General features: G+C 38.5%; 11 protein-coding genes. 9 read left to right on the forward strand and 2 right to left on the reverse strand.

The annotated features are described in order from the left end of the window. Nucleotides 1–1,814 precede the first annotated feature (1,814 nt). Genes L656_RS0107290 through L656_RS0107315 form a run of 6 tightly spaced genes read left to right on the forward strand, consistent with a single transcriptional unit; the run spans nt 1,815 to nt 9,119 of the window. Nucleotides 1,815–2,651 (forward strand): hypothetical protein, encoded by an 837-nt coding sequence (locus L656_RS0107290; protein ID WP_024598697.1) that lies wholly within the window; start codon nt 1,815–1,817, stop codon nt 2,649–2,651. Beyond that, the gene (locus L656_RS0107295) at nt 2,648–3,808 is read left to right on the forward strand and encodes a hypothetical protein (protein WP_024598698.1); all 1,161 of its coding nucleotides are present in this window, start codon (nt 2,648–2,650) and stop codon (nt 3,806–3,808) included. The genes L656_RS0107290 and L656_RS0107295 overlap by 4 nt, the downstream gene beginning before the upstream one ends. Beyond that, nucleotides 3,808–5,490, forward strand: a complete 1,683-nt coding sequence (locus L656_RS0107300) for an ATP-binding protein (protein ID WP_024598699.1) — start codon at nt 3,808–3,810, stop codon at nt 5,488–5,490. The genes L656_RS0107295 and L656_RS0107300 overlap by 1 nt, the downstream gene beginning before the upstream one ends. Continuing rightward, nucleotides 5,483–6,070, forward strand: coding sequence for a hypothetical protein (locus L656_RS01000000122035; protein ID WP_198923569.1), 588 nt, complete (start codon nt 5,483–5,485; stop codon nt 6,068–6,070). The genes L656_RS0107300 and L656_RS01000000122035 overlap by 8 nt, the downstream gene beginning before the upstream one ends. A 1-nt stretch (nt 6,071) precedes the next feature. Beyond that, nucleotides 6,072–7,547, forward strand: coding sequence for a serine/threonine-protein kinase (locus L656_RS0107310; protein WP_024598701.1), 1,476 nt, complete (start codon nt 6,072–6,074; stop codon nt 7,545–7,547). Nucleotides 7,548–7,574: 27 nt separating this feature from the next. Continuing rightward, the gene (locus L656_RS0107315) at nt 7,575–9,119 is read left to right on the forward strand and encodes a hypothetical protein (RefSeq protein ID WP_024598702.1); all 1,545 of its coding nucleotides are present in this window, start codon (nt 7,575–7,577) and stop codon (nt 9,117–9,119) included. 81 nt (nt 9,120–9,200) lie between these two features. Here the strand turns inward: L656_RS0107315 and L656_RS0107320 are convergent, their stop codons facing one another. Together L656_RS0107320 and L656_RS0107325 are read right to left on the reverse strand one after the other, a co-directional pair. Further along, nucleotides 9,201–10,421 carry a tyrosine-type recombinase/integrase gene (locus tag L656_RS0107320; RefSeq protein WP_024598703.1) on the reverse strand — a complete coding sequence of 407 codons (1,221 nt, stop codon included), beginning with the start codon at nt 10,419–10,421 and terminating at the stop codon, nt 9,201–9,203. A 199-nt stretch (nt 10,422–10,620) separates the two neighbouring features. After that, nucleotides 10,621–11,481, reverse strand: a complete 861-nt coding sequence (locus L656_RS0107325) for a YicC/YloC family endoribonuclease (RefSeq protein ID WP_024598704.1) — start codon at nt 11,479–11,481, stop codon at nt 10,621–10,623. Between the two features lie 179 nt (nt 11,482–11,660). Here L656_RS0107325 and rph point away from each other — a divergent pair, with 179 nt between their 5' ends. From rph to L656_RS0107340, 3 genes are read left to right on the forward strand one after another with little or no spacing between them, the layout of a single operon-like run. Further along, complete coding sequence (gene rph / locus L656_RS0107330) at nt 11,661–12,374, forward strand: ribonuclease PH (protein WP_002958890.1); 714 nt, start codon at nt 11,661–11,663, stop codon at nt 12,372–12,374. Nucleotides 12,375–12,392: 18 nt separating this feature from the next. Then, a complete protein-coding gene (pyrE, locus tag L656_RS0107335; RefSeq protein ID WP_024598705.1) occupies nt 12,393–13,037 on the forward strand; it encodes an orotate phosphoribosyltransferase in 645 nt (214 codons plus the stop codon). Between the two features lie 56 nt (nt 13,038–13,093). Beyond that, a complete protein-coding gene (locus L656_RS0107340) occupies nt 13,094–13,474 on the forward strand; it encodes a diacylglycerol kinase (protein ID WP_024598706.1) in 381 nt (126 codons plus the stop codon). The last annotated feature ends 344 nt before the right edge of the window (nt 13,475–13,818 follow it).

Genomic DNA, 13,818 nt, shown 5'->3' on the forward strand with positions numbered 1-13,818 from the left:
CGACTTAGTTAGGCAATTAAAAGTGCCGCAAAAAGAACTTAATGATGGCTTTGGTGAGCAAGAGTGGAGCCAAATATTTACCTCTACCGATGAAATAACGGCTCAAGCACAGTTTCCTACTTTTATATGCCGCTTATTAAAAGAGCGTTTGTTTAAGCGTACTAAAATCACTTTAGAATACGCCAAACAAGCCTGGTTTTTTGGTTACAGCTGGCACACAAAGAACCCTAATGATGTATTTAAAGAATGGATGTTGTTATTAGGTAGCGCTCTATTAGTTAATCAAAGTAGTGATCCTGCAAAGCCTAAAGTCCCTGTTTATTCATTAAATGAACGTAGTGCTTTTGAAGGCATGCTAAAAGAAGCTGAAAATTGGTTAGAAAATGATTACCCTGAACGTGTTAGTGAGATTGCTACCTTATTTGGGGAGGGTAGGATTAATACCTTATTTGCGCCTAAAGGCAAAAAAGAGGTTGGCGCTAAAACCCATATGGCACAGGCCAATTTAAATGAGGCGAGCTCACTTCAATCAGAAATTAAAAGATTAGAAGAAACAGCCTTGCCGAGCATTGATGATTGGTTTGATTATGCTAACCAGTTAGCAACAACTAGCCAAGCAAGATATGAACATCAAAAAGCTGTTGAATGGGTATATCAAGCAGAAGGCTATCAGCAAGAGTTGCAACAAAAGCAATTTGCTAATTTAGACTTTGAACAAGATAGCTCGCCTCTTTGGAAGCGTATTGCAAAAGCAAAATCGTTTGCCGATCAGGTTTATAAAATTGAAAAAGCAGTAACGGCTCAAACTACGGCGCTTATTACTGAAATAAAGTCAGATGCTGATAGCAAGCCACCATTCCCGCAAAATATCTTCACTTTATCGTTAGATAAAATCTCTCGTATTCTTGCTGGTGCGATTAGGCCAGGGACATTGCCTGGCGAAACACCTGAGAAACAACATACTGAAGCAGGCACTTTAGGTTTCTATTTGCGTAATTTAGATGTAGAACAGGCGTTAAAACGTTTAGAGCAATTAGCACAAGAGGTTGGCTATAACATTGATAGTGAGCAGTGCTTACCTCTTGAGGATATAAGTGGTGCGGTAATTTCTAGTTATGTGGATTTGAAAGTTGAGTTTTTAAAACAACATACCCGTGCTGATGAAGCTGTTGCGGGTCTGGAAGAGGTTAAACAGTCTTTAGACAATGTACCTGCTGATTTTACTTCTATGTACCCTGACGGTTTAACAAAGCTTGAACAGCTCAATAAAAAAGTTAAATACGTTGCTGGCTTGTTTGATGACATTCAAGATGAAGCCGATTCGTTAAAAGATAGAATTAATTCTGATCTGCAATTAGGACAGTTTAAATTATTGCGAGAACAAGTACCGCCACTGCTAGCTGATGTTAAAAAACAACTTACACAGTGGTCTGGTGATATTGCGACCTTGAAAAACTATGTGGTTGGTTATCGTGAGAAATTACTTAAAAATCAGAATGGTAGTTATGATCAAGCCTTGCATGTTCTTCAAAAAATAAATGGTGAAGCGCAAACTCCAGCGTTAACCATTAAAGAAGTAGAAAATATGGGCTCTTTAGCGCAAGCCCAAAAAGAGCTAGACGCAAGAGAAGCCAAAGTAAAATCTAAAATAGATACTTTGCTTGATTCACATATTGTTAGCGCCGAACGCTGGGCAGTAATTGTTAATGATTTAGCTGAAGGAAATGATCCTAACTTCACGCATGATGAAACCCAAGAGCTAGTGAACAAACAGCTGATTGTGCAAACCTATCGATTAGGCGGGGCTTAACGGTTTGACTATTAATACCTATTTAGTTGGAGAATTAGCAACTCATCGCCGTGGCAGTGTCATCGCTGATATTTTGCCAATAGAGGTACTAGCTGATACTGAAGCACTTCCTGATTGTGGATCATTACTTATGTTTGGCCAAAATTGGCAGAAACTGACAAGTGAACAACAAGATAACTTCACTAATTGGATAGCGTTACCAGGTCGGCAGTTGCTGTTGATACCGCCATTTAACGATGGTTTAGTTTCACCCAATTTAGATTGGCAGGTACAACTACAAAGTGAAAGTCTAGTAGGTGAAGGTTTAGCCGCAAGTTTATGTGATGAAGTTAAATATGGTTTTGAGGCCATATCTTGTCAATTTGAAAGAACTTTAGGACATAGTTGGCAAAATGGCACTTTGAATACCTTGTTCTTTAAACAGCACGCTACGTCAGGTCAGTTTGCTGTTACGTCTTTACCGCTTTGGTCTTTAACTTGTTTGGATGAAATTGAAGCAGTGAAAGGATGGTTTGAATCATTATTTAATTTTGCCGGTATTGCTAAAGTAAGCGAACAGGATTCAACTAGTGAAAAGGAACAACTAATTTTACAAGAACCGCATCATGTATTGCTTTGTTGTGCTTATGGCAAAAGCTTTGAGTTAGGCACACAGTTGATAGAGAGAGTGAAGCAATTAGCTTTATTTAATGTTAATGATGAAAGTTTAATTAATGCGTTAACTGATATTGAAACGCACCAATTATTTACAGACGGGGGGTTAAGCCAGTTAGGTGAGGATACCTTAATGGCAAGCCCGTATAAGCTTTATGCTGATGAATTAAAAAGGATGGCCCCATGAGTAGTTTAGGTACAACTAATCGTAGTTTGGCACAAACATTAGCTGTGCAAACTCAGTTGCATATGCCAGGCACTGTTGGTCGCCTTTTACAGCAAATAAGGGATTTAGAGCAGTTAGCGCCTTTATTTGTATCGGCAGGTTTAGTTAAACCGATTGAACGGCCAAACCCGCTAAATATTAAAGTTGCAGGTATTGCGACCCGTAGTGCTACACAAAAAACGTTAGGTGGCTTTTTATACGCGAGTGCTGCGGTGAGCCTTGAGTTGACGATAAAAGATAATGCTGTGGCGACATCAGGGCAAAATAGTACTACAGAACTGGATGATATTGATTTTGTAAATCAGTCTAAGCGATTAGCTCTAATTCAAATAAAACAAGCCTACCAACTTGCTGAGCAACGATTACTCAATGGTGAAACTGTTGATTTAATATTGCTCGATTGTCCGTTGTTTCTTGGTCGGGATATGGCTCCCTTAAAGGATGCGCCAGAACACACCGAATATCGTAAAACGTATGATGATACCTTAGCGGTAATTGATCAGTTTTGGTTAACTCATAAAGAAAACCTTTATCCTTGGAATAAAGAAGGACCAATATTAGCCGGTATCGCTTCTGAAAAGTTTGGTGCAATTTTATACATTGCTAAACAAGACTTAAGAACTGCTGATGGGCTGTCTCAATTGCTAGCCAGTGAAGATATTGACCAGCAAGCAGCAGGTAATATTTTGTCTCACTTAAAAGGGCTATCAAGCATTGGTGAACAGCGCTTTATTAATGGTATTTTGAGCAGTTTTACACGTACAGCTGCTTTTAGAATTGCAGAAAATCAAGACCGTATGGAGCCTAAGCAGGCAGCAGAAAATGGTTTGGTGGGTTTTCATTTTAAAGGTGGCAACAATACCGGTATTCGCCTAGTTCAATTAGCAGGTGATGAGCCAGATTGGGATGCACAAGCATTAGATTTTTTGTGTGGTCAATTAATGTGTTTAATGGCTGTTGGTGGACAAAGAGCTTACCCGCTGCCAATTCAGCTGGCTCAACAAGAATTAAAACAATTAGACCAATTTGTGAAGTTTTATAAATCGAATATTCAGTCAGCACTTAAATCAAGAGAAGTTGAAGATGTTTGGTTATCAGATTTAGATGGAGAATTATAATGAAGCACCAAGTTTTAGGGACATTAGTGGGTAATACCGGCGAGCCGCACAATTTACACATGGTATTAAACAGTTCGTTTTCAGGAAGAAGAGGTGAGTTTGTTAGGATTCGACATCAAGAGCGTCAGGATGAACCTGTAACCCATGTACTAGGCCGCATAGTATCGATTCAACGAACTAATATGCTGTTTAACTCTGGTTTTGGTAACTCCGTATCTGAACTTGAGTTGTTACCTGGTGCTGAAGTAACCGGTGAACATGTGTACGCGACGATTGATTTAGTGGGTTATAAAGATGCAACAACTAACCAAATTAAGATCCCCCGTAGACCACTTGATCCAGGTTCAAAAGTTGAGACTGTTGATTATCAATTCTTAAGTGACTTTTACGAGTTTAATGAACAAAACAGCTTACATATTGGTAACTTGGTTGGTTATGAGCATGGTGAGAATACTGTTCCAGTGTATTTAGATGTTAATAAACTAGTTACTGAGCATATGGCTATTTTAGCAATGACAGGCTCTGGTAAATCTTACACTGTAGGCAGAATAATTGAACGTTTGGTTGCGTTAAATAATGGTACTGTTGTTGTATTTGATCCCCATGGTGAATATGGCAGAGCGCTACAAGGCGGTAACTTACAATTTGGCGATCATTTTGATACTGAAGATGAACGCGACAGCAAGGCTTTACCAGAAATTAAGCACATGATGGAAAAGCTACAAGCTTCAAATGCAGGTATTCAGATATATACGCCACAAATGGATAACTTCCGTCAAAAATATGCAAATAAAAACAAGGTATTAGCACTTCAGTTTGATAAGTTTGAAATGGATGATATTTCAGAAATATTACCTGGCTTAACTGAACCACAACAACGTGTATTAGATGTGGCCATTCGATACTGGCGTACTGTGGAAACTGTTGAACCTAGAGATATAAATAAGCTGAGATTCTTCTTAGGCGATGGTATTGAAGAAGTTAAGAAATGGGATGATTTAAGCAGTGCTGAAGCGCAAGCATTAAATGGACGCTCGGCTGCTGTTGCATCAATGAAGTTATCTCGCGTTTTAAATGAAGCACAAAGTTTCTATTCGTCTGAGTTAAGTGGTCCAACTGATATCTATGAAATGATTGGTCGCCCAAGTGATAAAAAAGGTCGTTTAGTTGTAATTGATTTACAAGGTTTAAGTGATACCGCTAAGCAAGTTATTTGTGGTTTGCTTTCAAGTGAAATATTAAGAGCAGCCTCAAGCAAAACAGATAAAACACGTCCAAGCTTCTTAGTTTATGAAGAAGGTCATAACTTTGCTCCAGCTGGTGGTAAAGCAGTTAGCCATAGAATCATTAAAAAAATTGCCGGTGAGGGTCGTAAATTTGGTGTAGGTTTTGGCATTGTTAGTCAACGACCATCAAAGCTCGATGCCGATGTAACATCGCAATGTAATACTTTGATCACAATGCGCCTTAAGAACCCTGACGATCAACGATTTATTACTAAAGCATCAGATATGGTAAGTAAAGCCGACTTAGAAGAGCTGCCTAGCTTATCAACGGGTGAAGCCTTGATTTGTGGTCGCTCTATACCGGCACCATTATTAGTTAAAGTTGGTTCTAAAGCCTTAGTACATGGTGGTGAGTCACCTGAAGTATTAAATGTTTGGGGTACTTTTAGTGAATAACTCACTTCAAGAAGAAGTATTAAAGACAATTGAAAATAGCGAGTTCGTTAAACACGCGTTCCCCATGATGAGTGATTGGGGAATAAAAGATGATGATACGCTTATTCACAGCTTAGGTTGTAGTTATTGGATGGAACTGGGGCATCACCTTGGATTTTCCGGTGTTGTAGAAGTTCCTGCTCCTTTAACATATGCCATAAGAAGTAATCATGATGTTCGCTCAGATGCTGTTTGGTTTGATAAACAAACACAAAAACCTAATTTAATTGTAGAGTTTGAGCGTTACTCAGGTACAAATTCAGATCAAAAAAAGTTAACCGATAAAGTCAAAAATTTATTGCTAGCGCATAGGCGTTGGCAGCTACACCCTGAATTTGTAGTTCTTGCTTATTGGACTAATGGCTTAAAAACATTACCTGATAATAAAAGCTTGAAGACAATATTTGAACAAGGTTTTAAATTAACAAATGGCGAATTTGTTGAAGGCTGTGATACTAGGCAGTTACTGGTATTAAACTTTGTATTTCAAAGTGACAAGCAAGGCACGCATCGTTTAGTTGATGTAATTAAGAGAGGGTAAAGTGGCGAAATCAAAATATTATTTTATGCCTAGTAGTGATATGAAACTAGGTGATCGCTATTTATTACTTGAGCAATTAGGTGATGGCACCCATGGCTGGGTATGGCGTGCGCAAAGGATAGAAGATAACCAAATAGTAGCTGTTAAAATACCAAAAGATTGCTCTGCCTCTGATAGTAGTTTACGTGAGGGACAAGATCTCTTAGGTGTTCCATCACACGCAAATGTTGTTCAAATATATTGGATGGGGAGAATACCACCAGAAAGAGAATGGTACGGTATTGAAATGGAATACTTTCCGAGTAGAAGCCTCGCACAACTATTAGAAGACAGAGAAAGTGGTTTTGCCAAAACCTACAAACAAATATTTCAAATTTATGAGCAAATTCTTGTAGGTGTTAAACACTTATCTGAGTTAGAAAAACCAGTATCACACGGTGATCTAAAGCCTCACAATATTTTGATTAGTGGTGATCAGGTTAAATTAACCGACTTTGGCAGTTCAGCATTACCTGAAGAAATATATGCTCGTAGCAGGCAAAATGGCGGTACTGTCCTTTACTCAGCACCTGAATATGCTGACTGTTCAGAAAGAAAAGGGAGCTTTTTAGAATTGATTCGAGGTGATATGTATAGCTTAGGTGTGCTTATGTATCAGTTAGTTACCGGAAGGCCGCCACATGATACGCCAAGTGCTGTATATAGAAACTTACCTTTTCCAAAGCCTAGTGAACTTAACAAGACTGTATCTAGAAAGCTTGAAGAATTTATCTTTAAAGCATTAAGCGTTAACTCGTCAGATAGATGGGAAAGCATTGACGATATGTTAGCTGACTTAAAAGTTGTACGTATTGCACAGGCTAACTTTGAGCCTGCCGTCGCATTATCTGCTCACAGCTCTGAGCAAGGTGACTGGTCCTCATATGCTTTTAAATTAATTGAAGATGAAAAATATGTTGAAGCAGCACAAGTCGCAAGAGCTGAATTTGATTCGAGTAAAGACTATCATGCGCTTTTAGCACAAGTAAGAGCGCTATATCGAGGTGGTAGGTACTTTGAAATAGTTGATGTATTAAGTAGTAATTCAGAATGTGTATCTTTAAATGACAACTTAGGTACTGAGTTTAGAGAGTTATCAGTCAATACTTATTTGAAAAACAAAGATGTGTTAAATGCCAATAAAATAATTGAAGATATTGAAGCTAGAGGTGAATTAAACAAGCCAGAGATGATATTAAAAAAGGCCTCTGTGTGCGGTTTGCAATCTAGGTACGATGAAGCAATAGAATTGCTGACTAATTTGAATAAGCAATACCCAAGAAAACCATCAATTTTAAAACGGTTAGCACTAGCGTATGAACAAATAAGGCAGCCACAAAAGGCCGTAGCTTATTTAAAGGTATATCGAAAAGTAAGCGGTGATGATCTTTGGGCTAATACTCAAATGGAGAAGTTTAGGGCCTTAGGGGTTATGTAGAATGAATTTAAAACAAGGAATATGTTAATGAAGATAGGTTTGTTTTTTGGTGCAGGTGCTGAAGTTGGGTATGGTTTACCAAGCGGTGGTAAATTTGCGATTGATTTGTTTAGACAAGATGTAGGCGAACACAAGAAATCCCTAAGAACTGAATTGCAAAATCTCAATATAATGAGCAGTTATGTTACTGATTGGTTACCAGATAAATATAAAACAGGAACAATATACGCCTTTGGAAAGCCTGAATTCTCAAGTTTGATTGAGTCTTCAATTGAGTATCGGAAGAAAGAAATTATTCGACGTTTGAGTAACTTTGATTCTGAAGCAGATAAAGCACTAAAAGACCTAAATATTGATAAAGAAAAATTTCAAAGAGTATTTAAAGCTAAAACAGGTAAAGATCTAGGTGAAGAGGTTTATTCCCAAGCTATCAAAATGAACAAATTATTAGCTCAAGAAGTTAAGTTATTTGGCTCTGAGTATTACTCTGCAATGTTAGACTCTATCAAAATAGAAGGAGATACTACTGATATTGAAAAATATGCAGGTGCTTTTCTTCAACTTTTGGTAGGTGCACATGGACAAGAGTTGGTTACAAAGCTGAATCATGAGTTATTTGAACAGGCACCAGATGATATTCCTATCTTTGATGATGTAACAGGAATGTTTAAAATAGAATTTAGCCGTGCGGGTTTAACTGCTCTAGATCTATTACTGAATGAAAGGCGACCATTTAATCCTGAAAGTGAAGATTTATCTGAGATTTTACCTGCCATTGCTCAACAAATCTTAGAGAATTTATTTACTACAGTTCTAGATTATCAGTCGCTTATAGATAATCATTTTAGATATTTGTATTCGCCTAAAACAGAATGGGCAAAATTTACCAAAATGATCGTGTTTTTAAGGGCTACTCGTGAATACATAGTTGGTCAATTAGCTGATGCCGGAGAGTTACCTGATCATGGTTACTACCATGATCTTGTATTTTGTGAAAAGCTAGGGATTGATTTAACAGCTATAGGCACAGCAAATTATAATAATATTGTAGAGTCTATTTCAGAAAAGCTAGGCTTTGCTATACCAGATGTCAAGCATCTTAACGGTGGTGTAAATGATTATTATAACCCTTATAAGAACTCTGTAGTTTCAGTTGAGAATATTGAAGATATCCCAAAAGATCAGATACACGTTCCATTTATTCTTACTCAAAGTGGACTGAAGCCATTAACATCTGTTGATATGTCTAGACGCTACGTGGGCTTGTTTGATGACTATTCAAATAGTGATGCAGTTGTTGTTATTGGATATGGATTTAATATTGATGACAGTCATATTAACGGCTTATTTCGTCAAGTCATAGAAGAATCAGGCAAGCACTTATATTGGGTTAGCTTAAATATTGATGGTGACGCTGAGCAACAAAAAAGAAATCTTGTACGTCGATTGAGAATTAGTCCAAACAATAAAGACAAAGTTACAGTTGTTCCTGTAGATATAAATCAAAGAACGATAAATGAAAAATCTTGGTTAGAATACATACATGCTGACTTGCAAGTACAGCAAGAATAACAGAAAAGTTAAATTAGTTTACGATGATTTCTTCAATGAGTGGGGCTGTATCTTCCCAATTATTGTGAGTTTGAACACAAACTATTTTAACAAATGCAGAATAGCTCTCGACAACCTGGCAAGAGCTACTCTTCTCTCTTCAAAGTAATCGTACTTATCATAAATACCTTCTACCCCTTTTAACTTATGATTTAAGCATCTCTCGGCTACATAGCCGGGGGTGCCTTGCTGTGCTAGTAAAGTTCGACAGGTGCGGCGTAAGTCATGAACAGTAAAGTGAGGCATATCACCCATTAAGTTTGGTGGCTGTTTCTTTTTACCTGGCTCATGGCCAAATAACTTAGTGATAGCGCGATTAAGCGTATCAGGTCCCATATGTGGATTTTTACTGGCGCGACGGCTAGGGAACACATAGTCAGAACCGCAACTTCTCATTTTTAGCTCTTCAAACCACTGTACTACCGGTAGGGCCAAAGGAATACTAAGACCTACATTGGTTTTACTGCGCTCTTTTGGCAGCTCCCACACCGCTTTTTCTAAATCAAACTCTTCCCACTTTGCTTCGCATAATTCAGACTTACGCACCCCTAAACACACTAATAAAGTACAGGCTAAGTAGTTGTCACGGGTGAAACTCATTGGATTTTTTTTGGCGGTATCAAAAAACTGCTTAAGTTCGCTGGTGGTTAATGCTCTGTCTTTACTTTTCTCTACACCGCCTGCGTCACGCACTGTAAATGCAGAGGCTGGATTTCCTGCTATTAGGTCTAGTTTTATTGCATGGTTGAATAATTGCTTACAATAGCCAAGTGCATCGTTTGCAATTGTAGGTTTACCTGCGGCTGTTATGGCATTAATAGTGGTGCGTATATCGCGCGCGCTTATTTGATCGAGTTTTATATCACCAATTACCGGAGCAATATCTTTAGTGTAAACGCGCTTTGGGATCTCAGGGTATTTTAAACGCTTTACTAAGGTGGGATACCAGTCATTAAATAAGTCATTAACTGTTTTAATGCTTTCTTGCTCGGCGCGCTTTCGTTGTATTAATGGGTCAAAACCATCGCGCACTTGTTTCATTTTAGTGGCGGCTTCAAGGCGAGCGTTTGCCAGGGTAAGATCTTTGACTTTTGCTAACGTCATTTCGCGGCGTTTTTTATTTGAAGTAAAACGCAGCATCCAACTGGCTGTGCCTGAAGAAGGAACCACCAAGTACAAGCCATCACCATCAGCGTAGCGCTGTGTTTTATCGCCACCCGCTTTTATAAGTGACTCTACTTTTTTTACCGTTAGTTTAGCCATAATCCACCTTTAATAGCCATGATACCGGTGGGTAAGATTTTACCCACCACTTATGTTTTAAGTAAGTGTACCATACCCACCATATTAACCACCACTTGGTGGTGGTTTTAGATGGAAGTTAATGGACTCGTGTAGAGTTTTATCTGGTTAAGTTGTTGATTTTTAATTATTTTAAATCTTATTGAGGCTCGTGTGGAGCTTATTCAATATTCTGGATCTGTTCTCTCATTTGTTCAATCAACACTTTTAGCTCTACAGCAGCAGTAGTGATGTCACTATTGATAGACTTGGATGCTAGCGTGTTAGCTTCACGATTAAATTCTTGCATCATAAAATCTAGGCGACGGCCACATGCGCCACCTTTTTTAAGGATTTTTTTAGTTTCTTTAACGTGAGACTTTAAACGATCTAATTCTTCGGCTACATCTTGTTTTTGAGCAAGATAAATAAGTTCTTGTTCAAGGCGTGATTCGTCAATGTTTGCTGTTAAGTCTTCTAGCTTTTGAGCCAGCTTTTCACGTTGCCACTTAGCAATCTCGGGCATATGCGTTTCTACAATTTCTACTTGCTCTAAAATCGAATCAAGGCGGATTGCTATCATTTCTTCAAGGTTTGCACCTTCATCGCCACGGGCTGATTTAAAATCTTCGATTACTTGATCAAGACCAACAATTAGTGCGGTATTAACGCTATCCATATCAAGTTCTTCAGCTTCCATAACACCAGGCCAACGCAATATATCAACAGGATTAATATCGCCATTACTTTGTTGTTGAACCCATTTAGCGCTATTTATCAATTGCTCAGCAAGGGCTTGGTTAATTGATAGCTCACCAACATGGGCTGGATTTGCTACAAACTTTAAAAAGACCTCAACTTTACCGCGTTGTAAGTGTTTGCGTAAACGCTCACGAATAACTGGCTCCATGCCACGAAATTGCTCTGGTGCGCGAATAAATGTTTCAAGGTAACGCTGGTTCACTGAACGAACTTCCCAAGTGCCAGTTCCCCAATCGCCTTTTATTTCGCGACGCGCATAAGCTGTCATACTGTGGATCATGGATATTTTCCTAAATTAATAAATACAATATTACGATGATTATACCGTAACACTGCTTAAGCTCTAGGGAAAATTTAATACACTGAATATTTTGCATACAGCTATTTATTTAAATCAGCATGGTATCTATACCCACATACACTTATAATGTCGCAAATTCTGAATTAAGGGGATCGTCAATGCGTCCAAGCGAAAGAACACCTAACCAAATTAGACCTGTTACATTTACACGTAATTATACTTTGCATGCTGAAGGCTCAGTACTTGTTGAGTTTGGTAACACCAAAGTACTTTGTACAGCGACTGTTGAATCGGGCGTTCCTCGTTTCATGAAAGGCCAAGGTAAGGGTTGGATCAATGCTGAATACGGTATGTTACCGCGAGCAACGCATACACGTAATGCGCGTGAAGCTGCACGTGGTAAGCAGGGCGGTCGTACTATGGAAATTCAACGCTTAATTGCACGTGCACTTCGTGCTGCCGTTGATTTAAAAGCACTTGGCGAAAACACAATCACCATTGACTGTGATGTAATCCAAGCAGATGGCGGTACACGTACTGCTTCTATAAGTGGCGCATGTGTTGCACTTGTTGATGCACTAACGCACATGCGTGCTAAAGGCATGATTAACTCAAACCCACTTAAGCATATGATTGCGGCTATTTCAGTAGGCATATACAAAGGTCAAGCAATTAGCGATTTAGAGTATATAGAAGATTCAGCTGCTGAGACTGATATGAACGTAATTTTAACTGAGACAGGTAAAATTATTGAAATTCAAGGTACAGCCGAAGGTGAACCTTTCTCGTTTGATGAGCTGGATGAATTACTTACTTTAGCCAAACACTCTATACGTGAAATCATTGACGTACAAAAGCAAGCATTAGCATAAATAGGTAGGCCACTAGATATGAAAGATTATCAAAAAGAGTTTATAGAATTTGCTCTAGAGAAGCAGGTATTAAAGTTTGGTGAGTTTACTTTAAAGTCAGGGCGAACAAGTCCGTACTTTTTTAATGCTGGCTTATTTAACACTGGTCGTGATTTAGCGCGTTTAGGTCGCTTCTATGCTGCAGCATTGGAAGATTCAGCGATAGAGTACGATGTACTATTCGGTCCCGCGTATAAGGGTATCCCAATAGCGACAACAACGGCAGTTGCATTAGCAGATCACCATGATAAAGATGTACCGTACTGTTTTAACCGTAAAGAGAAAAAAGCACACGGTGAAGGTGGTACGTTAGTAGGCTCAGAACTCAATGGCAAAATAATGCTAGTTGATGATGTAATTACCGCAGGTACCGCTATTCGTGAGTCCATGGAAATTATTGCACAAAATGGTGCAGACCTTAGTGGCGTTTTAATAGCATTAGATCGCCAAGAAAAAGGTAAAGCCGAGTTATCAGCTATTCAAGAAGTTGAGCGCGACTTTAATACCAAAGTAATTTCTATTGTAAAATTAGCTGATCTTATTAGCTACCTTGAAGTTCAAGGGACGATGGATGAACATTTAGCCTCAGTTAAAGCTTATCGTGATCAATACGGTGTAGCATAAATAAAAAGCCTCGCACTGCGGGGCTTTATTTTGACCTTCATTCATAGAGTTTTTTAATGAAAGATATACTTAAACCAAATGGCTTAGGCCTCAAACGCGTTTTCAAAGCGACTTATTGTTCCTACCTAGGCTTTAAAGCAGCATTTAAGGAGGAAGCCGCATTTAGACAAGAGCTACTATTAAGCCTTATATTATTTCCTATTTCATTTTGGCTTGCTTCATCATTACTGCACTGGGCAATATTAATTAGCTCACTGCTTATTATTCTAATAGTTGAATTGCTAAACTCTGCAATTGAAGCATTAACAGATCGAGTAAGTACAGAATTGCATGTATTGTCAGGTAGAGCCAAAGATATGGGATCTGCAGCCGTAACACTTTCATTAGCGATCGTGTTGATCATTTGGGGTGTAAGCCTTTACATGAAGATCGTTTGATACAATATTTGATATTAGAATAGTTAAAGCGCCTTTAGTTGTTAATAACTTGCTAGCTATGTTGTGTTTTTAACGTGTTTAGCTCAAATACTCAGCGAACAGTACTTTATTTCAAGTTTTCTTCAAAAAAGGGTTGATCTGTTTTCGGATCTCCCTATAATGCGACCCCACTGAGACGGGAAACGCCAACGCATAGCGAGGCACGAACAACTCAGGGTGTTAAGTGAAACTTAGTTTGAATCTTTTTAGAAAGTTTAAACTTAAGTGTTGACAAAAAAATAGGAACGCGTAATATGCGCAGCCCTAGCGAGATAAAGTTTAACTTTAATCGCAACGTTCTTTAA

This window comes from Pseudoalteromonas sp. TAE56, from assembly GCF_000497955.1.
GTDB lineage: Bacteria > Pseudomonadota > Gammaproteobacteria > Enterobacterales > Alteromonadaceae > Pseudoalteromonas.

What these genes read in the sequence shown, in the direction of transcription:
- L656_RS0107295 (WP_024598698.1), top strand. Translation starts at nt 2,648, where the DNA reads ATGAGTAGTTTAGGTACAACTAATCGTAGTTTGGCACAAACATTAGCT.
- L656_RS0107300 (WP_024598699.1), top strand. Translation starts at nt 3,808, where the DNA reads ATGAAGCACCAAGTTTTAGGGACATTAGTGGGTAATACCGGCGAGCCG.
- L656_RS0107315 (WP_024598702.1), top strand. Translation starts at nt 7,575, where the DNA reads ATGAAGATAGGTTTGTTTTTTGGTGCAGGTGCTGAAGTTGGGTATGGT.
- L656_RS0107320 (WP_024598703.1), bottom strand. Translation starts at nt 10,421, where the DNA reads ATGGCTAAACTAACGGTAAAAAAAGTAGAGTCACTTATAAAAGCGGGT.
- L656_RS0107325 (WP_024598704.1), bottom strand. Translation starts at nt 11,481, where the DNA reads ATGATCCACAGTATGACAGCTTATGCGCGTCGCGAAATAAAAGGCGAT.
- rph (WP_002958890.1), top strand. Translation starts at nt 11,661, where the DNA reads ATGCGTCCAAGCGAAAGAACACCTAACCAAATTAGACCTGTTACATTT.
- pyrE (WP_024598705.1), top strand. Translation starts at nt 12,393, where the DNA reads ATGAAAGATTATCAAAAAGAGTTTATAGAATTTGCTCTAGAGAAGCAG.
- L656_RS0107340 (WP_024598706.1), top strand. Translation starts at nt 13,094, where the DNA reads ATGAAAGATATACTTAAACCAAATGGCTTAGGCCTCAAACGCGTTTTC.